This window comes from Rhizobium sp. AP16 (assembly GCF_000281735.1).
Taxonomy (GTDB): Bacteria; Pseudomonadota; Alphaproteobacteria; order Rhizobiales; family Rhizobiaceae; genus Rhizobium; species Rhizobium rhizogenes.
The window spans coordinates 31,606-52,814 of record NZ_AJVM01000017.1 but is presented as its reverse complement, the minus strand read 5'-3'; the positions used below and the strand labels follow the sequence as shown (position 1 = coordinate 52,814).

Annotated in this window: 17 protein-coding genes; 4 read left to right on the top strand and 13 right to left on the bottom strand. The window is 60.3% G+C overall.

All coding sequences use genetic code 11. The features are described from left to right. Positions 1-12 precede the first annotated feature (12 nt). The 5 genes from leuA to PMI03_RS09835 all read right to left on the bottom strand — a co-directional run bounded on the left by leuA (position 13) and on the right by PMI03_RS09835 (position 5,732). Entirely contained in the window at positions 13-1,725 is a 1,713-nt protein-coding gene (gene leuA / locus PMI03_RS09855) for a 2-isopropylmalate synthase (protein WP_007692474.1), read from the bottom strand. 329 nt (positions 1,726-2,054) lie between these two features. Next, on the bottom strand, positions 2,055-3,239 hold the full coding sequence (locus PMI03_RS09850; protein ID WP_085997444.1) for a benzoate/H(+) symporter BenE family transporter: 1,185 nt from the start codon (positions 3,237-3,239) through the stop codon (positions 2,055-2,057). A 137-nt stretch (positions 3,240-3,376) separates the two neighbouring features. Further along, positions 3,377-3,859 (bottom strand): transcription elongation factor GreA, encoded by a 483-nt coding sequence (gene greA, locus PMI03_RS09845; protein WP_007692468.1) that lies wholly within the window; start codon positions 3,857-3,859, stop codon positions 3,377-3,379. Positions 3,860-4,016: 157 nt separating this feature from the next. Next, positions 4,017-4,973, bottom strand: coding sequence for an MYG1 family protein (locus PMI03_RS09840; RefSeq protein WP_007692467.1), 957 nt, complete (start codon positions 4,971-4,973; stop codon positions 4,017-4,019). Between the two features lie 171 nt (positions 4,974-5,144). Next, positions 5,145-5,732, bottom strand: a complete 588-nt coding sequence (locus PMI03_RS09835) for an ATP-dependent Clp protease proteolytic subunit (protein WP_007692466.1) — start codon at positions 5,730-5,732, stop codon at positions 5,145-5,147. 234 nt (positions 5,733-5,966) lie between these two features. Between PMI03_RS09835 and PMI03_RS09830 the strand changes: the two genes are divergently transcribed. Beyond that, on the top strand, positions 5,967-6,755 hold the full coding sequence (locus tag PMI03_RS09830; RefSeq protein WP_007692460.1) for a DUF2076 domain-containing protein: 789 nt from the start codon (positions 5,967-5,969) through the stop codon (positions 6,753-6,755). A gap of 65 nt (positions 6,756-6,820) precedes the next feature. On the opposite strand, the gene queF is transcribed toward PMI03_RS09830, so the two are convergent. Then, positions 6,821-7,285: a preQ(1) synthase gene (gene queF, locus PMI03_RS09825; protein WP_007692459.1), complete on the bottom strand. Its 465-nt coding sequence runs from the start codon at positions 7,283-7,285 to the stop codon at positions 6,821-6,823. 1 nt (position 7,286) lies between these two features. Further along, on the bottom strand, positions 7,287-8,201 hold the full coding sequence (emfA, locus tag PMI03_RS09820) for a CDF family cation efflux transporter EmfA (RefSeq protein WP_007692458.1): 915 nt from the start codon (positions 8,199-8,201) through the stop codon (positions 7,287-7,289). 323 nt (positions 8,202-8,524) lie between these two features. Here emfA and bluB point away from each other — a divergent pair, with 323 nt between their 5' ends. Beyond that, on the top strand, positions 8,525-9,271 hold the full coding sequence (bluB, locus tag PMI03_RS09815) for a 5,6-dimethylbenzimidazole synthase (protein ID WP_007692457.1): 747 nt from the start codon (positions 8,525-8,527) through the stop codon (positions 9,269-9,271). A gap of 40 nt (positions 9,272-9,311) precedes the next feature. Here the strand turns inward: bluB and PMI03_RS09810 are convergent, their stop codons facing one another. The 4 genes from PMI03_RS09810 to PMI03_RS09795 all read right to left on the bottom strand — a co-directional run bounded on the left by PMI03_RS09810 (position 9,312) and on the right by PMI03_RS09795 (position 16,793). Then, positions 9,312-9,947 (bottom strand): glyoxalase superfamily protein, encoded by a 636-nt coding sequence (locus tag PMI03_RS09810; RefSeq protein WP_007692456.1) that lies wholly within the window; start codon positions 9,945-9,947, stop codon positions 9,312-9,314. 242 nt (positions 9,948-10,189) lie between these two features. Further along, a complete protein-coding gene (locus tag PMI03_RS09805) occupies positions 10,190-12,379 on the bottom strand; it encodes an anthranilate synthase (protein ID WP_007692455.1) in 2,190 nt (729 codons plus the stop codon). Positions 12,380-12,634: 255 nt separating this feature from the next. Then, positions 12,635-14,158 (bottom strand): ABC-F family ATP-binding cassette domain-containing protein, encoded by a 1,524-nt coding sequence (locus PMI03_RS09800; RefSeq protein WP_007692454.1) that lies wholly within the window; start codon positions 14,156-14,158, stop codon positions 12,635-12,637. Between the two features lie 412 nt (positions 14,159-14,570). Next, on the bottom strand, positions 14,571-16,793 hold the full coding sequence (locus PMI03_RS09795; protein ID WP_007692452.1) for a TonB-dependent hemoglobin/transferrin/lactoferrin family receptor: 2,223 nt from the start codon (positions 16,791-16,793) through the stop codon (positions 14,571-14,573). 298 nt (positions 16,794-17,091) lie between these two features. Here PMI03_RS09795 and PMI03_RS09790 point away from each other — a divergent pair, with 298 nt between their 5' ends. Then, a complete protein-coding gene (locus PMI03_RS09790) occupies positions 17,092-17,871 on the top strand; it encodes an extensin family protein (protein WP_007692450.1) in 780 nt (259 codons plus the stop codon). A 44-nt stretch (positions 17,872-17,915) separates the two neighbouring features. On the opposite strand, the gene PMI03_RS09785 is transcribed toward PMI03_RS09790, so the two are convergent. Next, positions 17,916-19,595, bottom strand: a complete 1,680-nt coding sequence (locus PMI03_RS09785) for a formate--tetrahydrofolate ligase (protein ID WP_007692448.1) — start codon at positions 19,593-19,595, stop codon at positions 17,916-17,918. 168 nt (positions 19,596-19,763) lie between these two features. Between PMI03_RS09785 and PMI03_RS09780 the strand changes: the two genes are divergently transcribed. Continuing rightward, positions 19,764-20,276: a TIGR00645 family protein gene (locus PMI03_RS09780; RefSeq protein WP_007692446.1), complete on the top strand. Its 513-nt coding sequence runs from the start codon at positions 19,764-19,766 to the stop codon at positions 20,274-20,276. Between the two features lie 15 nt (positions 20,277-20,291). Here PMI03_RS09780 and PMI03_RS09775 read toward each other — a convergent pair whose 3' ends face one another. After that, the gene (locus PMI03_RS09775; RefSeq protein WP_244515857.1) at positions 20,292-21,176 is read right to left on the bottom strand and encodes a hypothetical protein; all 885 of its coding nucleotides are present in this window, start codon (positions 21,174-21,176) and stop codon (positions 20,292-20,294) included. Positions 21,177-21,209: the final 33 nt, after the last annotated feature.

The following is a 21,209-nucleotide window of genomic DNA, read 5'->3' as shown; positions in this document are numbered from 1 at the left end:
AGCGGCTGAAATTCAGGCCTTCTTCGCCTTGATATCGAGCACGCGGTTCGCCGCCGAGACGATGGCCTCGAGGGAAGCGGCGACGATGTTGGTGTTGATGCCGGCACCGAAGAGCTTGCCACCCGGATAGGAGGTCTCGACATAGGAGATCGCTGCGGCGTTCGAGCCGTGGTGCAGCGAATGCTCGGAATAGTCCTCGACCGTCATCTGAATACCGAGATAGATCGAGAGAGCATTGATGAAGCCGTCGATCGGACCGTTGCCACGGCCTTCGATGCGCTTCACTTCGCCATTGTCGGTGATCTCGGCTGCGACGATGCGCTGGCCCTTGTGCTCGGGATCGGCAAAGGTGTGGTGATCGACGAAGCGGATGCGACCATTAGGCTGCGTCACGTAGCGCTCGATGAAATGCTCGTAGATCCGCTTCGCAGGCAATTCCTTGCCTTCTTCATCGGTGATCCGCTGGATCTCCTCGCGATATTCCACCTGCAGGTTGCGCGGCAGGTTGAGACCGTAATCCTGCTGCATGATGTAGGCGATGCCGCCCTTGCCCGACTGCGAGTTGATGCGAATGATCGCCTCGTAGGAGCGGCCGACATCCTGCGGGTCGATCGGCAGATAAGGAACTTCCCAGACCGGATGGTTGGCGACTTTCGACGCCTTCATGCCCTTGTTGATCGCATCCTGATGCGAGCCGGAAAAGGCGGTGTAGACCAGTTCGCCGACATAAGGGTGACGTTCGCCGATCGCCATCTGGTTGGAATATTCGAAGACATCCTTCATGCGTTCGATGTTGGAGCAATCCAGCTCCGGATCGACGCCTTGCGTGAACATGTTCAGCGCCATGGTGACGACATCGACATTGCCGGTGCGCTCGCCATTGCCGAACAGCGTACCTTCGACCCGGTCGGCGCCGGCCAGCAGGGCCAGCTCTGCGGCAGCGATGCCGGTGCCTCGGTCATTGTGTGGATGCAGGGAAATCAGCAGGTTTTCGCGATTGTCGAGATTGCGGCACATCCATTCGATCTGGTCGGCATAGATGTTCGGCGTCGCCATTTCGACGGTGGACGGCAGGTTGATGATCAGCTTGTTGTCCGGCGTCGGCTTCACCACCTCGATGACGGCGTTGCAGATTTCCAGCGCCACTTCCAGCTCGGTGCCGGTAAAGCTTTCTGGCGAATATTCGAACCGGTAGCCACCGCCGGCCTTGGCCGCCATGTCGGTGATCATCTTGGCCGCATCGACGGCGATCTGCTTGATACCTTGCACATCCTTGGCGAACACCACGCGGCGCTGCAATTCGCTGGTGGAATTGTAGAAATGCACGATCGGCTTGTTGGCGCCTTCCAGCGATTCGAAGGTGCGGGTGATCAGCTCGGGCCGGCACTGCACCAGAACCTGCAGCGACACGTCAGCCGGCACGTTGCCCTGCTCGATGCACCAGCGGGCGAAATCGAAGTCGGTCTGCGAGGCCGAGGGGAAACCGATCTCGATTTCCTTGAAGCCCATGTCCAGCAGCAGCTGGAACATGCGGGCCTTGCGGTCGTGACCCATCGGGTCGACCAGCGCCTGGTTGCCGTCGCGCAGATCCACGGAACACCAGATCGGCGCCTTGGTGATGACCTTGGAGGGCCAGGTACGGTCGGGAATGTTGATCTGCGGGTAAGAGCGGTATTTTACCGCCGCTTCGGGCATGCCTTTGGGGGAATGGCTGTTCGCGTCCATGGTTTCGTCTCTTCCTTTCCCGTCATTTGCCTCGCGTATTAACCGATCATAGGCGGCTTGGCGATGACAAATACGGACCCGCTAGGGGTATGCTGTCGATTTTGGGGATATGTCTCGAGGAGCGATGGCCGGGCGGGCTTTACGGCCGCCGAGCGCTCCTCAAAGGACCCGGCAACCGCGCGTAAGGCCGAGAAGAAGAAGCGAAGTGAGGGCGCGCATATTGTCACGCAGGGCAATACGCCCACGTACAATCTGCTCGGAAATCTTTGCGCCAGTCGTCTTCATGACCGCGCTTATAACCGCGCGGCGGAAAGGAAGCAACCCCCTGCTTATCTTTTCAGCACTTGCACCAAATGCGAGAGCGCCATCATCAACAAGCCGGCAATCAGGCCCCAGAAGGCGCCGGAAATCCCGGCGAAGGAAACGCCGGATGCCGTAACGAGAAAGGTTACCGCCGCCGCCTCGCGCGATTCCACCCTTTGAAAAGCGTTCATGGCAGAGTTGGATAGAGCGCCGATCAGAGCCAGACCGGCGACCGCCTCGATCAGGACGGGCGGCGCCAGCGTCACGAAGGCGATGACGGCGCTCGCAAGCAATCCGAGGACGATATAGACGACGCCCGCAATGATCGCCGCCCAATAACGCCTCTTGGGATCGGCATGCGCGTCCTGCCCGGCGCACATGGCAGCGGTGACGGCGGCAAGATTGACGGCATTACCGCCGAAGGGCGCACTCAGCAACGAGAACAGGCCGGTGACGGCAAAGAGCGGACCGGGCTTCGGATCATAGTGATGCACCTTCAGCACCGCGATCCCCGGAATATTCTGCGACGCCATGGTGACGATGAACAGCGGCAGCGCAATGGAGACAAGCCCGGCGAGCGTGAAGACCGGCTTGACCAGTTCGACGCTTGGCAGCAGCGAATGCTCCAGCGACATCAGCGCTCCATCCGGTATGTTCACTCCGAACGTCAGCACCAGCGCAAAGGCGACCACCGCCGCCGGCACCGCCCAGAGCCGCTTGACCGCGCCGACCACGATCCAGGCAAGGACGATGGGCAGGCCGAGCAACGGATTGAAGGCGATCGCGTTGACCGGCGCAAAGCAGAGCCCGATCAGCACACCGGCCAGCATGGCATTCGCCAGCGGCGCCGGGATGGCGGCAACGGCACGCCCTAGCGGCCGAAACAGGCCCGCAATCACGATCAGCACCGCGCAGACCAAAAACGCGCCCACCGCCACCGGAAAACCACCCTCAATCGCGCCGCTGCTGGCCAACAACGCCGCCCCCGGCGTCGACCAGGCAATGCTGATCGGCATCTTCGTAACGCCACTGACCACAATGGCGCAAATACCCATCGAAACCGACAACGCCATCAAACCGGACGCCGCCTGCGCATCCGTCGCCCCGACCGCCTGCAACCCATGCACGATGACCGCAAAGGAACTGGCAAAACCGACAAAGGCGATGAGACAGCCCATGAACACGCTTTGAAGGGAGAAATCTTTGAACATGGCGGCGGCAGGAGACTCGTGGATGCGGGGGAAACGCATGGAGCATCTTAGGAGGTGGTCATGCAAGTGCTGTTTTGGGGGAAGCGTGGCGCAAGGCTGAAGACGATCGTCTTTAGCCTCGTCGCCAAATGCTCATTCTACGAGATGGCAACGATCTCGAGTTCCTGATCGCCTACGCTTGCGACATCCCCGACCGCCTTGCCCATCAGCAGCTTTGCCACCGGCGACACGAAGGAAATCGAGCCGGCCTTGGGGTCCGCTTCGTCTTCTCCGACGATACGATAGGTCTGCACACGCCCGTCGTCACGGCTGAAGGTTACCGTGCTTCCAAAGGCAACCGTGTCGATCGAAGCAGGTGCAGGGATAGGCTGAGCCGTGCGAACTCTTTCCGCCAGGTAGCGCAGATCACGCAAGGGGCCGGCAGCCTGGCGCCGTCGTTCGTTCACGTCTTCGATCGTACTCGCAGCAGCATAGGCCGCGCGCGCCTGCTGAAGCTGCAGCTCCAGAGCCTTCAATCCCGCTTCCGTCACAAGATTCGGATGCTGCGAAATCGGGCGGTCAGGCAGCAGCGTTTCCGAAGCAGTTTCGAAACTCTCTTCCTTGGTGAAGGCAACGGCCAATCTCGAACTCCGTTTAGGCGTGGTGTGTTCCGACCGTGCGGGGCGATTGCCCCACGCGTTTATCGGAACCATGTATACGGCAGGAATGGACAAACCGCCAATCCGGGGCCGGGCCGACACCTATCCGCTCGTCACGGGTGACGAGAATGGTGCTACTTCAGACGAGGGTCGCGTCGGCGGCTAACGTTTGCTCGATGGCGACAGCTTCCGTTACCGCCAACTCTGCCATGGCGAGAGCGGCTTCGCGGGTCTTGGCAGCAGCGATAAAGCGCCCATTGTGGCAAAAACTCGCCCCTTCCACGCCGGAAGCCGCCTCCAGATCGCCATTGGTCAGGCCGGCCCAGGCTGCAGGCAGATCGGCCCGCAACTCAAACCCCTGGTCCGCGCGGCGGATGCCGGTCAGGCACCAATCCTTGTCGCGCGGGTGAACGACAAACAGCAGGTGATCGGCGCCCGCCTTCACGATGGCGGGGCGGAAGGGCATGCCCATCGGGAGTTCCAGAATACGGCCTTCGCCGGTATCCACTATCGCCTGATGCACCAGCGCCTCGGCACGCAATTTCGCAGCGCTCTGGCCAATCCTTGCCTCGACGAAACTGCGGGCAATGCCGAGCGCATTTTGGAAGCCGCGATCTTCGGCCTCCGGGTCGGTCTCATCGAAAACGGGTTTCAGAGTTTCCAGCAGGGCCGGCAGCGTAAGCCCAGCCAACTGCCCGGCGACGGAGGGGCTCAGCGCACCATTGTCGACCAGGTCGACCGGCAGCACGAAACCGTTATCGAAAGAAGTGTGTAGCGCCTCGATATGCGCTTCCGGCAGGCCTGAGGCGCTGAGATAATCGCGGCCATAATGCTTCCAGATCAATCCGAACGAGCTGTACGGTTGACCATCGTCGCGCAACGGTGCGCCGCGCTGATGATGATCGTAGATCCGCTCTGCGGCATCATATTGTCCGCCGACATCGTAGATGATCCGGTCGGCGCCGGGCGTGATCCATTCCGGCGCCCTGCTGCGAATGATACGAGCCTGCGGGAAAAGCCGGGTCAGGATGACGCTGGACAGCAGTTCGTCGGCATGGAAGCCACCGGAATGGGTGACGAGGAAATCTGGGGTCATGCCGATATGCGCCTTGTTGTTCGCGGAAGGCCCGCTTGGGGTTGGCTCCAGATAGCCGTTGCCGGAGGACAGCTCAACCCGTCATTCGCTCTTAAAACAGCTGCCGCTGCACGAAAAACGCCCTCGCCTGCCTTCCGGCAAGCGAGGGCGCCTATAATCGATATCGCTAGATCAAATCTCGGCCTGAGACGTGACGATCCGCGAAACCAGGCCATAAGCCTTGGCTTCTTCGGCGGACAGCCAGTAGTCGCGGTCCGTGTCCTTGGCGATCTTTTCGATCGGCTGGCCGGTGGCTTCCGAGAATATCCGGTTCAGGCGCTCGTTCATCTTGATGATCTCGCGTGCCTGGATCTCGATATCGGAGGCCATTCCGCGCGTGCCGCCGGACGGTTGGTGCAGCAGGAAGCGCGTGTTCGGCAGGCAAATGCGACGCTCCTTGGGAACCGAAACGTAGATCAGCGCGCCGGCGGAAGCGACCCAACCGGTGCCGATGATCCAGACCTTCGGCTTGATGAACTTGATCATGTCGTGAATGGAATCGCCGGATTCGACATGGCCGCCGGGCGAATTCACGTAGATGCGGATATCGTCATCGCTGGCGGAAGAAAGCGCGACGAGCTGCGAGCACACCTTCTGAGCCAATTCCTGCGTGATGCCGCCGTAAATGAAGATCGAGCGCGACTTGAAAAGATTCGCCTCCGCGTCCTTGCCCAACGGCGCTTCGTTCTTCTTGTCTTCCTGTTCGTCTTCGTCGTTCATTCGCAAGTCTCCAGCATGATGCGTCGTTCACCGCACATAGTGCGACTCAATGCGTAAAACAATGCTGGAAAAAGACAAGGCGCGAATAGACCACGAAAGCATGGCGTTATGGTTGCGGGTTACCGAAATGTAACTTGCCGCGGCTTTGAAAAACCGAAATTGCATCCTACGTCAGGTCAGCGCGAAAGGAATCGCGCCCCGAATTTGCAGCAACAGATAGCCAAGGAGGCCATCATGTCGCCTGAAGAACGTCAATTGCTCGCGTCTCTCTTCGATCGCGTCCGCTCCGCAGCCGGCACCCAGCGGGATGCCGATGCGGAAACCTTCATCAACCAGTCGGTTCACGACCAGCCCTATGCCCCCTATTTTCTGGCGCAGGCCGTCATCATGCAGGAACAGGGCATGAAGGCTGCGGCCGACCGCATCCAGCAACTCGAAGCCCGCGTGCACGAGCTGGAGCAGCAGGGAGCCGACAACCATCAGCAGGGCCAGAGCGGCGGCTTCCTCGGTGGCCTCGGCTCGCTCTTCGGCGGTGGCCAGCAGCAACAGCGCGGTCCAGCCCCTCAGACCGGCTATCCGCAACAGCAAGGTCGTCCCTATGACGATTACGCGCGAAATGCCCAGCCGCAGCCGGGTCCTTGGGGCGGCCAGCAACAGCCGTCCGGCCCCTGGAGCCAACAGGCCGCACCAGCCTCAGCCGGCGGCGGTTTCCTGCGCGGAGCACTTGGCACGGCAGCCGGCGTCGCCGGCGGCGTGATGCTCGCCGAATCGCTCTCCAGCCTCTTCAGCCCCCATCTCGGTGGTTCCGCGGCTGGCGGTCTTGGCGGCCTCTTCGGCGGCAACGGCACTGCCGCACAGCCGGCCCAGGAGACAGTCATCAACAACTATTACGGCAACGACGATCAGAATGATCAGAGCGCAGCCGACTACGCCCAGGATGCTGCTCAGGACGCTCAGGACGCTCAGGACGACGCCAATGACGATTCGTCTGACAACAGCGGCGACGACAGCTCGTTTGCCTGAGGCTAATCGTCTTTGACCCCATAAGAGAAGGCTGCCTCCCTCGGGATGGCAGCCTTTTTTTTAACTCAGCCCCGTCCACGATAAGGCTGCACGCCCTGATCCGGCAACCACACGCCTTCCGGCGGCTTGCCCGTCTGCCAGAACACATCAATCGGAATGCCGCCGCGTGGATACCAGTAGGCACCGATGCGCAACCACTTGGGCTCCAGCAGTTCCACCAGCCGCTTGGCGATGTAGATCGAGCAATCCTCGTGGAAGGCACCATGGTTGCGGAAGGAATGCAGGAAGAGCTTCAGCGACTTCGATTCCACCAGCCATTCGTTCGGCACATAGTCGATGACAATATGGGCGAAATCGGGCTGGCCGGTCATCGGGCAGAGCGAGGTGAATTCCGGCGCGGTGAAGCGCACGACATAATCCGTGCCGGCATGGCCGGCCGGCACCTTCTCGAGAACGGCCACCTCGGGGTTCGCGGCCGTTTCCGTCTGGTTGCCGAGCATCGACAGGCCGGAAACATCGGTCTTGGGCATATCAGGTCTCCTTGATCACTTTGACGCGGATGCCGTGAGCCTTTTCGCCCTCCGGTTCCACATGAATGGTTATTTCCGCGCCCGCATGGATCGCCCTTATGGCGTCTTCAAGGCGGTCGCAGATACGATGTGCGTCACGTACCGGCATGGCGGCAGGCACGACAAGGTGGAAATCGACGAAAGTCACGGCCCCTGCCCGGCGCGTCTTCAGATCGTGCACGCCAAGCGACCCATCCGCATGCGTCGCGATCGCCTCCTTGATCACCGCTTCCTCCTCCGGCAGGACGGCCTTGTCCATCAGTCCGTCGATGGACATGGAGATGACCTTCCAGCCCTGATAGAGAATGTTGATCGCGACGAGAATGGCAAGCACCGGGTCGAAAATCGGATAGCCGGTGCCGAGCGCCAGGAGCAGGCCGATGAGCACGCCGACCGAGGTATAGACATCCGACATGATGTGCTGCCCATCCGCCGTCAGCGCCGGAGAACGATGCTCCCGGCCGGCGCGGATCAAGATCACCGCCCACACGGCATTGATAACACCGGCGACGAGGTTGATGGCAAGGCCGAGGACCGGCGCCTGCATCGGCTGCGGATCGCCGAGATGCCCCACCGCCTCCTGCACGATCATCAGCGCCGCGACGACGATCATCACGCCCTCGGTGACGGCGGAGAGATATTCCGCTTTGTGGTGGCCGAAGGGATGATCGTGATCGGCCGGCTTTTGCGCATAGCGGATGACGAAGAAGGCGATGAAGGCGGCAACGACATTGACGGTGGATTCGAGGCCGTCCGACAGCAGCGCAACGGAACCCGTCACCCACCAGGCGGCCATCTTCAGCCCCATGACGCCCAGGGATAGCGGCATGCCCCAGAAGGCCAGTCGCCGTATCGTCTGATTGCCCTGTTCGTTCATGCGTGTCTCCAATGCGGATGCGGCCCATGCATATGCGAATGAATTGCAAAAACAGTGCCATTGAAATGCAAAACCGCCCGCGCGAAAATCGCGCAGGCGGCTCATTGGGGGCTCATATGGTGCAGAACGCGCCATTTGTCAAAGGATGACCTGTGCCTCGCACACCACAATTTATCCCCAATACACCGGTTAAACGGGGCCAAGTCGCCAAACCGCTCGCAAGCTCGCCAGTGAAAATCATGCTGGTAGTTTCCCGCGTGATCGCGCACTAAGCTATATACTAGCCCAACACATCGCCGCCCTCGGTAAAACCATGGTTGAACATGCCCGCTCTTGATGATCGCATCGATCCGAACACCCCTCCTCTGGCCGCCGACGCGTCGCCAAAGGAGCTGGATCATCTGATTGCGGCATGCGCCTTTTCGGAAGCAGAACGCACTGCGGTCTACCACGCCATTGAAACCCGCCGCGATGTGCGCGATCAGTTCCGCTCGGATCCCCTGCCCGAAGACCTCGTCCGCCGTTTGCTCGAGGCGGCCCATCATGCGCCTTCCGTGGGCTTCATGCAGCCGTGGAATTTTATCATGATCCGGCAGGCCGAGACGCGGGAACGCGTGTGGCAGGCCTTCAGCCAGGCGAATGAGGAAGCCTGCTTGATGTTCGAGGGCGATCGCCGCGCGCAATATCAGCGGCTAAAGCTCGAAGGCATCCGCAAGGCGCCGCTCAGCATCTGCATTACCTGCGATACCCAGCGCGGCGGACCTGTCGTGCTCGGGCGCACGCACAATCCCGCAACGGACGTCTACTCTACCGTCTGCGCCGTTCAGAATCTATGGCTGGCGGCCCGCGCCGAAGGCGTTGGCGTCGGCTGGGTCAGCATCTTCCATGAGGACGCCATCAAGACGATCCTCAACATACCGGAGCATGTCAAAATCGTCGCCTGGCTCTGCGTCGGCTATGTCGACGAACTCTATGACATGCCCGAGCTCGCCGTGAAGGGCTGGCGCGACCGCCTGCCGCTCGACAAGCTTGTCTTTGAAGAAGGCTGGCAGGACTGCGAGGACATGTAAGGGGCCGCCGCTCTCCGGCAACCCCAAACGGATTCAAGCGTCACGATCTGAACGCGACAAACGAGATCACGTTGCCGTCCGGATCGCGCACATGAAAATCGGTGCCTCCCCATGCCTGCTTGGTAAGCGGCTGCGCGAACTCCGCACCCCTGGCCTTGAACTCCTCGAACAATCCCTGGACATTCGAAACCTCGATCGAAGCCAGAATGAGCGACGTCTCCTTGGCCGCAGCCGCTGCAAAATAGGGCTCGTAGACGAGCCGCAAATGAATCCAGATGCCGTCGCGCGACACCGCTCCATAGAACGGCGGTGCGCCATGCAGGAATTCTGCCACGAAGCCCAGCCTGTCCCTGAAGAAGGCCGCGCTGGCCGTCACGTCGCGAACGAAAAGGATCGGCACGACGCTCTTGAAAGCCGGCGGTTCGGTCGATGGGGCCGGCGTCTTCGGCGCGTCAGCGGCAACCGCCTTCAACTCGGCCCAATTTTTGTGACCTGCTTCGACCGCAACGATCTCTTGCGCCAGCGCCAAAGGGAATTTCATCGCCAGGATCTCACGATCCGTCAACGCGCTGAAACGGTCGAGCGTTCGAACTCTTCCACCAATCGAATAGTCACGATCACGGTGCCAGCGCATCAGCAGCTTGGCTTGTTTGCGATAGGTATCGAGGGTTGGCATGGACGGACTCCTGCTGAGAATATCAGCGGGCGGGCCTAGCCCTTTCGGCCTTAATGCCGATGTGCCCCACAGGAACGCGGAAAGATTAATTTACAACCCACGGCAAGTCAAACCGCCCTACGGCATAGCTGCGTGCGCGAGATTTGCAGCAACATGACTCTGCCAAAGCAAAAACACCCCCATGCACATTTCAGAGTGCATGGGGGTGCGTGTCCAAATTTCGAGGCTGACGGCTCTTGGCGTCAAGCAGCCTTGGTCTTCGCCCGGCGCGCCAGATGCGCCACCACATTCTCGATCATCCGCATGCCGGCGTCGCCGCCGAGTGTCATGATCGATTCCGGGTGGAACTGTACCGCAGCGATCGGCTCCTTGACATGCTCGATACCCATAATCGTGCCGTCCTCGCTTTCCGCCGTGATCATGAAATCACGCGGCAGGGTCGAGGGATCGGCGAAGATCGAGTGATAGCGGCCAACGGTGACTTCCCGGCCGAGGCCGGAGAAAACAAGACCCGGCTCCAACACGCGGATGCGCGACGGCTTGCCGTGCATCGGCAGCGCCAGATGGCGAAGCTCGCCACCATAGGCTTCGGCCAGCGCCTGCAGACCGAGGCAAACGCCGAAGATCGGCAGATTGCGCGCCCTCGCCTTCTTGATGGTCGCCTTGCAATCGAAATCCTTCGGATTGCCAGGACCGGGCGACAGCACCACCAGATCCGGATCCAGCCGGTCGAAGACCTCTTCCGGCACCGGCGTACGCACGGTCGAAACCGTAGCCCCCGTCTGGCGGAAATAGTTTGCCAGCGTGTGCACGAAGCTGTCTTCGTGGTCGATCAACAGGATCTTCACGCCCTTGCCGACGGAAGCGACGTCGCGCTGCTGCTTGCCGGAATTGCCGGTCTTGGCATCACGGATGGCGGATAGCATGGCGGAGGCCTTCAATTCGGTTTCTGCTTCTTCTTCCTCGGGGTTCGAGTCGTTGAGCAGTGTCGCGCCGGCACGCACTTCGGCAATGCCGTCCTTGATACGCACGGTGCGCAGCGTCAGGCCGGTGTTCATGTCGCCGTTGAAGCCGACCATGCCGATCGCCCCACCATACCACGCACGCGGGCTCTTCTCATGGCTCTCGATGAAGCGCATGGCCCAGAGCTTTGGCGCCCCAGTGACGGTGACGGCCCAGGCATGACTGAGGAAACCGTCGAAGGCATCCATGTCGTCGCGCAGACGGCCTTCGATATGGTCGACCGTGTGGATGAGGCGCGAATACATCTCGATCTGCCGGCGACCGATGACCTTGACCGAGCCCGGCTCGCAGACGCGGCTCTTGTCGTTGCGGTCGACGTCGGAGCACATGGTCAGCTCGGACTCGTCCTTCTTGGAATTCAGGAGCTTCAGGATCTGCTCGCTATCGGCGATCGGATCGTCGCCGCGCTTGATCGTGCCCGAAATCGGGCAGGTCTCGATGCGGCGGCCGGAGACACGCACGAACATTTCCGGCGAGGCGCCAACCAGATATTCCTGATTGCCGAGATTGATGAAGAAGGAATAGGGCGATGGATTGATCGCCTTCAGCCGCTTGGAAATATCCGACGGCTTGCTGTCGCAACGTTCCATGAACTTCTGGCCGGGCACGACTTCGAAAAGATCGCCCTTGCGGAAGCTTTCCTTCGCCTTCGTCACCAGTTCCGCATATTCGCCGGGACGATGATCGCTCTTCGGCGGAATGGCGTCCGTATGATGGAACGGCTCGGGAGCGATTTCGCCGGCCTTGTCCTCGGTCGAAACGCCGCCCTTGGCGAAATCGTAGCGATCGATCCACGCCTTGGCGGAATAGTTGTCGACCACCAGGATTTCATCCGGCAGGTAAAGCACCATGTCGCGCTGATCATCCGGACGCTTGAGCTTCAGGTTGATGGCATCGAACTGGAAAGCCAGATCGTAGCCGAAGGCGCCATAGAAACCGATGCTGGCGTCGGCCTGCGAATAGAAGAGATCGGTCACGGCGCGCAGCACGGTGAACACCGTCGGCATCTTCGAGCGTTCTTCCTCGGTAAAGACCCGGTCCGGCGTCTTTACCGTCAGGTCGAGGCGGCGCGGCGCCGAGGCGCCGAGCGTCACTTCGGAAACCGTCTTCAGCTTTTCCGTGATGAAACCGAGAATGACCTCGCCGCGCTCGTTATAGGCATCAATCCAGACATCGCGCCCATTGCAGGACAGGCCGAGCGGCGGATCGACGATGGCTGTGTCCCAACGGGTATAACGGCCGGGATATTCGTAGTTCGACGAAAACACCGCACCGCGGCGCTCGTCGAGCTTGTCGATATAGGACGAAACCGCATCCGCATAAGGCGTCGGTCTACGTTGCCGGGTGACGGTGATCCCGCCCTTGGTCTCGTAGATTTCCGCACCATCATCCCGAAGGATCGTTACCATTGTTCCTCACTCCGTTATCAGGCCCGGATGACAGACGGCCAATATAACAAAAAAGCCGCCTCGAAATCTCGGGCGGCTCACTCGTCGTCTTTGAACACGATTGGTCGAGGCCGCCTTAGCGAGCCCACCACCAAACTGCAATGTTGTTCAAGGACGTGTTCATGGTGCGAATTGTTAGCGTGAGATGACGTGATGCGCAAGCCGCAATCTCAGAGAACGGGCAGAAACGATATTCTGCCTCTGCCCGCACTCTTTTTAATCCCGCCGGCCCGCCTCCGCGAAAAACGCCTCCGGCCCTTCCACCTCGACCAACCGCTTCCTGTCGATCAGCCAGAAGCGGTTGCCAATGTTACGGACGAAGCTGCGGTCGTGGGAGACGAGCAGGCAGCTTGCCTCCTGCGCCATCAACTCGCCCTCCAGCGCCTCCTGCCCGTCGATATCGAGATGGTTGGTCGGCTCGTCGAGCAGGTAGAAGTTGGGATTGGTGAGCCTCAGCACCAGCATCGCCAGCCGGGCCTTTTGCCCGCCCGAAAGCCTGCCGATGGCACGGTCCTGCATGTCGATGCCCATGCCGGCACCGGCAAGCAGCGTGCGGGCTCGTTGCTCGCCAAGTTCGAACAGCCGCGTGATGACGCCAAGCGGCGTATCGCCCTGACCGAGATTGGAGAGGGCCTGGTCGCTATAGCCGAGCACCAGCGATGGCGTCACCTTGACCGCTCCCAAGGAAACCTGATCGGCAATGGCCCTGCGGATCATCTCGACAAGCCGGGTCTTGCCGGCACCGTTAGGCCCAAGCAGGACGACGCGGTCGCCCTGGCAGATCCAGTTCTTGCCCGTCTTGAACAGCAGCGTCCCGTCCGGCGTCTCGACGGAGGCGTCGTCGAGCGTCACCAGTATCTTCGCCTGAGTGCCGCGATTGCTAAGCTTGATCGCGCCCGCCGAACGCTCCAGATAGCCCGGCCGGGCCGCATCTTCCAGTCGTTCGGCCCGCGCCTTGAGCTGCTTCGTCTTCACCGTCAGCAGGTCGCTGCCGGAATTGATGCCGAGATTATTGAGCTTGGCCGCCTGCTTACGCAGTTGCTGCGCCACCTTCATGTCCTTCTGGAAACGCCGTTCGTCCGAGGCGTCGGTCTCATCCAGCGCCGCCCTCGCCCGGCCGTAGGGCAAGGCATAGGTCTGCGATTGCTCCTGCCGTAAGAACAGGGTGCGGTTGGTCACTGCATCGAGAAAGGCGCGGTCATGGCTTGCGATCAGCACCGGCACATCACGGGGCAGAGCGTTCAGCCACACCTCCAATAGGGCGATCTTGGCGAGATCGAGATGGTTGGTCGGCTCGTCCAAGAGCAGAACATCGGGCTCGGTCACCCAGACACGGGCGAGCATGGCAAGCCGCTGCCAGCCACCGCTAAGCTGAGAGAGCGTCCTCTCCCGCAGCACCTCCGGCACGTCGAGCGAATCGAGCGTGACATCGACGCGCCAACCCTCGCTCTCGGCCTGCTCGGCCGGCAGAGCACGAAGAACCGCATCATAGAAGGATACATTCGCGAGATCGGCCGGGACATTCTGCTCGACATAACCGACCGTGAGGCCGCGCGAACGGGTGATATCCCCCACCGTCGGCTCCAGCCTGCCGGCAATGCAATTGAGCAGCGTCGACTTGCCCCGCCCGTTGGCCGCAACGATGCCGATGCGGTCGCCGGCCGTGACGGTGAAATTGAGATTGGAGATCAGCGGCACACCCAGGGTGATGCCGTAATTGCGGAGATTGATCAGAGTCATGGTCTTCTTCCGGTCTGACCCGAACAGGACATCGGCGTCGATCAGAGACGCCTTGTCGCCACGCAAGCGGATGTTGTTCGGTAAATCATCATGACGCAGCCGCGCGAACACAGACGTTCGGCACTGCGATACCCACAGGGGCAGACCAGAAGGAAATGAGTGAGTAACGGCCTCTGATCAGCCCTGCAAACGCATTTGCAGGGCCAGAGTCGGACCGAACTGGCGAATATGCCAAACTATCTTGCTCATACGGTCCTCCTCTCTCTTTCTCTCAAAGTGTTAAAAACTGCGTGCTTCCAATAACACCGAACATTGCGATTTTCAATTGCGCAACCTTCCGGCGACATGCCCAAAGAACAAAAAAAGGCGATGCCGAAGCACCGCCCAAGTTTGCTGCGCGGATAAAGACCGCTTAAAACTTCTGCGTCAGCGTCAGCTTGAAGGTCCGACCCGGCTCCGAATAGTAGGCCGAAGGCTGAGTAAGGCCTGAGGAGGCAACATTGAGCGAGTCATAGTAGGTCTTGTTGAAGATGTTGTAGACACCGGCGCGCAGCGACAATCCCTTCACCTGTTCCGGCTCCCACCAGCCTGTCAGATCGAAGATGCCGTAGCCAGGCGTGCGGAAGTTGTCGCCATCCTTCTTCGGCTCGCTGGTTGCGGTGATGAAGGTCAGGTCGGTTCCCCAGATGTCGGTCGCATATCCCACGGTGAAGGCCGCCTTGGCGGGTGCGACGGAGTCGATCCATTCGCCGCTGTCAGAGTCCTTGCCGTTGACATAGGCGAGCGAACCCTTGACGTGGATGCCGTTGTCGAACTTCTTGTGCGCGTTGACCTCGATGCCGAACATGCGGACATTGGCGCGGTTGAAGTATTCAGTGATGCCGAGCGGATACGTGCCGGTCGGATCGGCCGATGTTTCGGAATCGATGAAGTTCTTGTATTTGTTGTAGAATGCGCCGATATGGCCGCCGAAATCATCGTCGCCGAGGTTGGTGCCGATTTCGATGCCGTTGCTGGTCTCCGGCTTCAGGTCGGGATTGCCGTAGCTGACATAACCGCCGGGCACGCCGTAGTTCACGTAAAGCTCGCTGACGTTCGGAGCGCGGAAGGCCATGGCCCATTGCGCATAAAACTCGACATTGTCCTGCGGCTGGTATGCCGCGCGCAGCTTCGGCGAGAACCGGCTGTCGGACTGGCCGGACGGCAGGCCGCTATAGTTGGCGCTGTCGCGATAGGCATCCGTGTTCTTCGGCGCATAATCGTACCAGTCGAAGCGCAGACCAGGTGTCAGCGAGAAGCCGCTGGAGCCGATCTCGATCTTGTCGTCGACGAAGGCGCCAACGCGCTTGCCGTCGACATCAGGCATGTCCGACTGGTTGGTATGCAGGAATGCGCAAGTGGCGCGCCAACGGGGGAGATCGCAGCTATCTCCGCCCGCCGAATACTGATGCGCCTTGGTGAAGGCGAGGTCGAGACCAAACGTAAGCTTGTGATGCAAGCTGCCGGTATCGAAGGATTTCGAAGCATTGCCGTTAAAACCGATACTGCGGTCCTCAAGCTCGTTGCGGCGCCAATAATCGCCGATGACGGAGGTGTAGCGATAACCCTGTAGGCCCTCTTCCCGCAGCACGTTTTGCCAATAGAAGACAGCATTGGCCGTATCGAGAAGGGAATCAGCGCTTTCGGCCTCATACTTGTAGTCAAGGGAAACGCGGTTGCGTTCGGTATTGTCGCTCGTATCGTAGTTGCCCGGCCGGAGGTTCCCGGTCAGGCTCTGAGAGTGCATCGCATCGATGTCTTTGTCTTTATTGTAGTGCTCTGCCGTGATGCCGAAGGTGCCGATATCGGTATATTGGCGGATCTTGAAGAGACCGCTTCTCTGATTGTAATCGGCTGGATCTGCCTTGGTGCGCTTGGTCGAATAGCCGCCAACGTCGCCGTTGTTTTCAAGCTCATGACCATGGGTGTAACCACCTTCGAACAGAACGGCAGTGTTGTCGATGCGCTTGGCAACCGCCGCCGATCCACCGACGCTCCGGTCATCGCCGTTATAGCCGAACTTGAAGACGCCGCCCCAAGTGGAACCGGGGGTTATCAAGTCTTCCGGCTCCAACGTGCGCAATACGAAGGCGCCGCCGAGAGCGCCCGAACCGGCGCGGCTGGAGTCGGCGCCGCGTACGACATCGACACTCGAAAGCGAGTTGAAATCGAAGCTGTTGACGCCTCCGTCCGCCCCGCGGGCGACATCGAGCATGTAGGGGATCTCGATGCCGTCGACCGTGGTCAATACACGGTCATCGCCAAGGCCGCGAATGTTGATGCCGCCGGTGGTGCGGTTGTAGCCGACGCCAACCTCGGTGCTCCGGCCGAGATCCTCGATACGTGTGATCTGCTTGTCATCGATCTGCTGCGCCGTCGTCTCGGTGGTCGTCGGCGAGTCGGCAAGCACGTCTTTCGCCGCCTTGCCCTTGACGACGATCGGCTTCAGAGCCGTGACGCGGTCGCCTTTCGGCGCCGCATCGTCTGTGGCCGCATCATTCTGAGTTGCAGTCTGCGCATAAGATGCCGTGCCGAGCCCGAAGGCCAGAAGCGCGGAGCATGCCAAGAGAACCGAGCGGGATCGCCGGACAACCATAACCATTCCTTTCGAATTGCTTCACCGGGCTGGCTGGTTGCTGCTTCTAAGGCACGCAAGGGGCTGGCTGGGTTCATTCCGTTCACGAAGCGGAAAATTCCGCCTTCTTTCTGCCGCATAAAAAACATGACTATTATTGTCAATATATCCGACCAAGATAATCATGAATAAAATTCTCATGTTTAAAAGTGGATCGATAGAGTTGCTGAATTGCAACGAAATCGCTGCGTCGAGCGTTTCCACCATGCCATCATTAGAAACAGGCAAAATACTTCATTAGAGAGGGATGAAATACTTGATGCTATTCCGGATCATCTCCGCCACAACTGCCATCACCGTGCTGACAGCAGCATCCCTCCCCCAAACCGGCCCGATGCCACAGCAAAAACCCGATCGCGAGCAAGCCCAGCCTTCCGCCGAGCCGCCCACGCCCATAGAGAAGCCGGTGGTTCCCGACACCCAGCCAGCCGCCGGGGAAATGCAGGGGCCGCCCAAACCGCCGCTGACCATCGCGGCGGAATCTGAGGAGGAGCACAAAGCTTGCCTCACGCAATTGACCGCCATCGGCGCCACCTTCAAGGACATCCCCCGTATCGACGACGGCAATGGCTGTGGCATCGACAAACCGATCGCCCTCACCGAGCCCCTGCCCGGTATCCAGATGAAGCCGGAAGGCACGATGCGCTGCGAGACCGCCCTGGCGCTCGCTCATTGGATGAAGGAAAGCGTGATACCCTCCGCCACGGCGCTGAAGGACAATGGCCGGATCGTCACGGTCAACCAGGCCTCGACCTATATCTGCCGCCTGCGTAATAACGCCACTACCGGCAAGATCTCGGAACATGCCCGCGGCAATGCCGTCGATATCGCCGGCTTCACCTTCGAGAACAGCAAGACCATCGGCATCGAACCGCGCCGCGAGGACCCGACGCTGACCGGCGCGTTCCAGCGCACCGCCAGCGCCTCCGCCTGCCTCTATTTCTCAACCGTCCTCGACCCGGACAGCGACGCTGCCCATGAAACGCATTTTCATTTGGATGTGCTGAAAAGGAACGGCGGCTTCCGATACTGCCATTAAGAGCAGTCACCTCGACACAAGCCCAGCTCCACCGGAATCAGAACTTAAAACAATCCCTCGATATAGCCCTGATCATTGAGGAAAATCCGTTCCGCCGCCGGCGCTTTCGGCAGGCCGGGCATGGTCATGATCTCACCGGTGATCACGACGACGAAGCCAGCGCCGGCCGAGAGACGCACTTCGCGGACCTGTACGATATGCCCTTCCGGCGCGCCACGGACGTTCGGATCGGTCGAGAAGGAATATTGCGTCTTCGCCATGCAGACCGGTAGATGACCATAGCCCTGGTCTTCCCAGGAGCGCAGCTGGTCGCGCACCGCCTTATCGGCGGTCACCTCGCCGGCATGGTAGATCTTCGACGCGACGATCTCGATCTTCTCCAGCAGCGGAAGATTGTCGGGATAGAGCGGCTGGAATTTCGCCTGGCCGGATTCGGCAAGCTCCACCACCTTGTAGGCCAGCTCCTCGATCCCCGCCGAACCCTCGGCCCAATGTCGGCAGAGGATAGCCTCGGCGCCAAGCCGCGCGACATAATTCTTCACCGCCTCGATCTCGGCATCGGTATCCGAGATGAAGTGATTGATGGCAACGACGACGGGTACGCCGAACTTGCGGACATTGGCGAGGTGCCGGCCGAGATTGGCGCAGCCCTTCACCAGGGCCTCGACATTCTCTTGGCCGAGATCGTCCTTCTTGACGCCGCCATTCATCTTCAGCGCCCGCACGGTCGCGACGATGACCGCCGCATCCGGCGCAAGTCCGGCCTTGCGGCACTTGATGTCGAAGAATTTCTCCGCGCCGAGATCGGCGCCGAATCCCGCTTCGGTCACGACATAGTCGGCAAGCTTCAGCGCCGTGCGCGTGGCGATCACCGAATTGCAGCCATGGGCGATGTTCGCGAAGGGGCCGCCATGGACCAGCGCCGGATTGTTCTCCAGCGTCTGCACCAGATTCGGCTGCATCGCGTCCTTGAGCAATACCGCCATCGCGCCGTCAGCCTTGAGATCGCGGGCATAGACCGGTGTGCGATCGCGGCGATAGCCGATGATGATGTCGCCGAGCCGCTTTTCGAGATCCTTCAAATCCGAAGCCAAACAGAGGATCGCCATGACTTCGGAGGCGACGGTGATGTCGAAGCCGCCCTCGCGTGGATAGCCGTTGGCCACGCCGCCGAGCGAGGCGACGATGTCGCGCAGTGCCCGGTCGTTCATATCCATGGCGCGCCGCCAGGTGATGCGGCGTACATCGATATTCTCTTCGTTGCCCCAGTAGATGTGATTGTCGATTAGCGCCGCCAGCAGATTATGGGCCGAGGTGACGGCGTGAAAATCGCCGGTGAAGTGCAGGTTGATGTCTTCCATCGGGATGACCTGCGCATAGCCGCCGCCGGCAGCCCCGCCCTTGACACCGAAGCAGGGACCGAGGGACGCCTCGCGCACGCAGACGATCGCCTTCTTGCCGATACGGTTCAGCCCGTCGCCAAGGCCGACGGTCGTGGTCGTTTTCCCCTCACCCGCCGGCGTCGGATTGATCGCGGTAACAAGGATCAGCTTGCCATCCGGCTTGTCTTTCAATGCGGCAATGAATTGGGCACCGATCTTCGCCTTGTCATGCCCGTAAGGCGCAAGATCTTCAGCAGGAATGCCGAGTTTCGCGCCGATCTCGATGATCGGCAGCTTCTCCGCGGCGCGCGCGATTTCTATGTCGGATTTTACCGTTGCCATGATAACCGATCCCGCCCTGGACATGAGGTATTCACACAACCGGGATAACCCAATAAATATCCACTGTGAATAGCCGCGAATTGTCGTCCGTCGTGAAACTATCCCGCCTTGCCGCAAGGCGGCCGCCCACCTATTGTCCCGCGCCGGACGAACAAAAAAGGAAAAGACATGAAGTCCCTGGAACTACTGATCGAGCGCATCATTCTCTCCAGCCGCTGGATTCTGGTCGTCTTCTATCTCGGTCTCGCGGCCTCGCTGGCGGTCTATGCAGTCTCGTTCGGCTACAAATTCTACAAGGTCGCCATCAACGTCTTCCAATATGAAGAATCGGACATGATTCTGGCGATCCTCGGTCTCATCGACGCTGCCCTGGTGGCAAGCCTGATCGTCATGGTGATGATTTCCGGCTACGAGAATTTCGTCAGCCGCTTCGATGAAGGCGAAGGCGAGGTCTCATTCCTCGGCAAACTCGATTCCGGCAGCCTGAAGATCAAGGTCGCCTCCTCGATCGTGGCGATTTCCTCGATCCACCTGTTGCAGATTTTCCTCAACGCCACCCAGTACGACAATAGCAAGCTGATGTGGTTCACGATCATCCATCTTGCCTTCGTCGTCTCGGCCGTCCTGCTCGGCTACCTCGAAATGATCATGTCGAAAGCTAAGGGCAACAAGGACGCGTGAGATCGGAGCGCGCGATTACTCGCCGACCGTCGCAGGGGCAGCGGCGTCCGGCGGTGGTGCCGTGCAATCCGCGATCGATTGCTTGTCCTTGCAGTCCCTCGCGACGACGAGCTGATCGGCAGCGGCAAGCTCCGTCGTCAACCGCAGCTTCAGCGCATCCGTCTGCGTAATGAGATGGATCGAGGTGGGTTGGGTGCCCAACATCAGATCAAAGAGCGATTCGTCCACGCCCATCTTCTTCAGGAAGCCGGTAAGCCTTGACCTCTGCTGCCTGCCAAGCTTGGTCGTATCGTATTTCCCGACAAACTGACGCCCGATCTCCTGCCTGGAGAGGACCTTGCGCTTACCGTTCACCGTCTCGTATTCGGTGCGGTATCGGATCCGGACTTCGCTGTAGGTCGTCGTGATCTGATGCACTCCGAGGAGCGCGAAGGGGCTGGAGACGCGCTGGATGCCGCCGGCGAAAAACAGCGGACAGGCCGAAAAGCAGATGGCGCCGACCGAAAATGTCTCGCCCTTGATGGACCCATCCTTTGCGCGCGTCGCCAAACAGATCGGCTCGGCATAGGGGCAATCGCGCGAGCGCGTCCGGCCGACCGCAATCGCCAGCTTCTGCTTGCGGATCACGTAGGCCATCTCCATGGCCGCCCGAACATCGCCGCCAGGCGAGCTGACGATGATCGGCAATTTCCTGCTACCAAGGCGCTTCAGCAGTTTTTGCAATTTCCTAGGTGAATCCGCCATGATCTGCCCTTCGGCAGAAATCCAGTCCGGGCAATTATCGGCCACGCGGCAGGTGGCCATATCACCGTGAACCAGCAGGAATTCCATCGGCTGGCCAACGCTGGAACCGGCGGCCTCGGCGGAGGTGAAGGAGAAGACCAGAAGAAAAAGACCCACCAGAAACGATGAAGTCTGCCGGCAACAGCGCGC

Coding starts and splice junctions, on each gene's coding strand:
- leuA (WP_007692474.1), bottom strand. CDS start 1,725: ATGGACGCGAACAGCCATTCCCCCAAAGGCATGCCCGAAGCGGCGGTA.
- PMI03_RS09850 (WP_085997444.1), bottom strand. CDS start 3,239: ATGTTCAAAGATTTCTCCCTTCAAAGCGTGTTCATGGGCTGTCTCATC.
- PMI03_RS09840 (WP_007692467.1), bottom strand. CDS start 4,973: ATGACCCCAGATTTCCTCGTCACCCATTCCGGTGGCTTCCATGCCGAC.
- PMI03_RS09835 (WP_007692466.1), bottom strand. CDS start 5,732: ATGAACGACGAAGACGAACAGGAAGACAAGAAGAACGAAGCGCCGTTG.
- PMI03_RS09830 (WP_007692460.1), top strand. CDS start 5,967: ATGTCGCCTGAAGAACGTCAATTGCTCGCGTCTCTCTTCGATCGCGTC.
- queF (WP_007692459.1), bottom strand. CDS start 7,285: ATGCCCAAGACCGATGTTTCCGGCCTGTCGATGCTCGGCAACCAGACG.
- emfA (WP_007692458.1), bottom strand. CDS start 8,201: ATGAACGAACAGGGCAATCAGACGATACGGCGACTGGCCTTCTGGGGC.
- bluB (WP_007692457.1), top strand. CDS start 8,525: ATGCCCGCTCTTGATGATCGCATCGATCCGAACACCCCTCCTCTGGCC.
- PMI03_RS09810 (WP_007692456.1), bottom strand. CDS start 9,947: ATGCCAACCCTCGATACCTATCGCAAACAAGCCAAGCTGCTGATGCGC.
- PMI03_RS09805 (WP_007692455.1), bottom strand. CDS start 12,379: ATGGTAACGATCCTTCGGGATGATGGTGCGGAAATCTACGAGACCAAG.
- PMI03_RS09800 (WP_007692454.1), bottom strand. CDS start 14,158: ATGACTCTGATCAATCTCCGCAATTACGGCATCACCCTGGGTGTGCCG.
- PMI03_RS09795 (WP_007692452.1), bottom strand. CDS start 16,793: ATGGTTGTCCGGCGATCCCGCTCGGTTCTCTTGGCATGCTCCGCGCTT.
- PMI03_RS09790 (WP_007692450.1), top strand. CDS start 17,092: ATGCTATTCCGGATCATCTCCGCCACAACTGCCATCACCGTGCTGACA.
- PMI03_RS09785 (WP_007692448.1), bottom strand. CDS start 19,595: ATGGCAACGGTAAAATCCGACATAGAAATCGCGCGCGCCGCGGAGAAG.
- PMI03_RS09780 (WP_007692446.1), top strand. CDS start 19,764: ATGAAGTCCCTGGAACTACTGATCGAGCGCATCATTCTCTCCAGCCGC.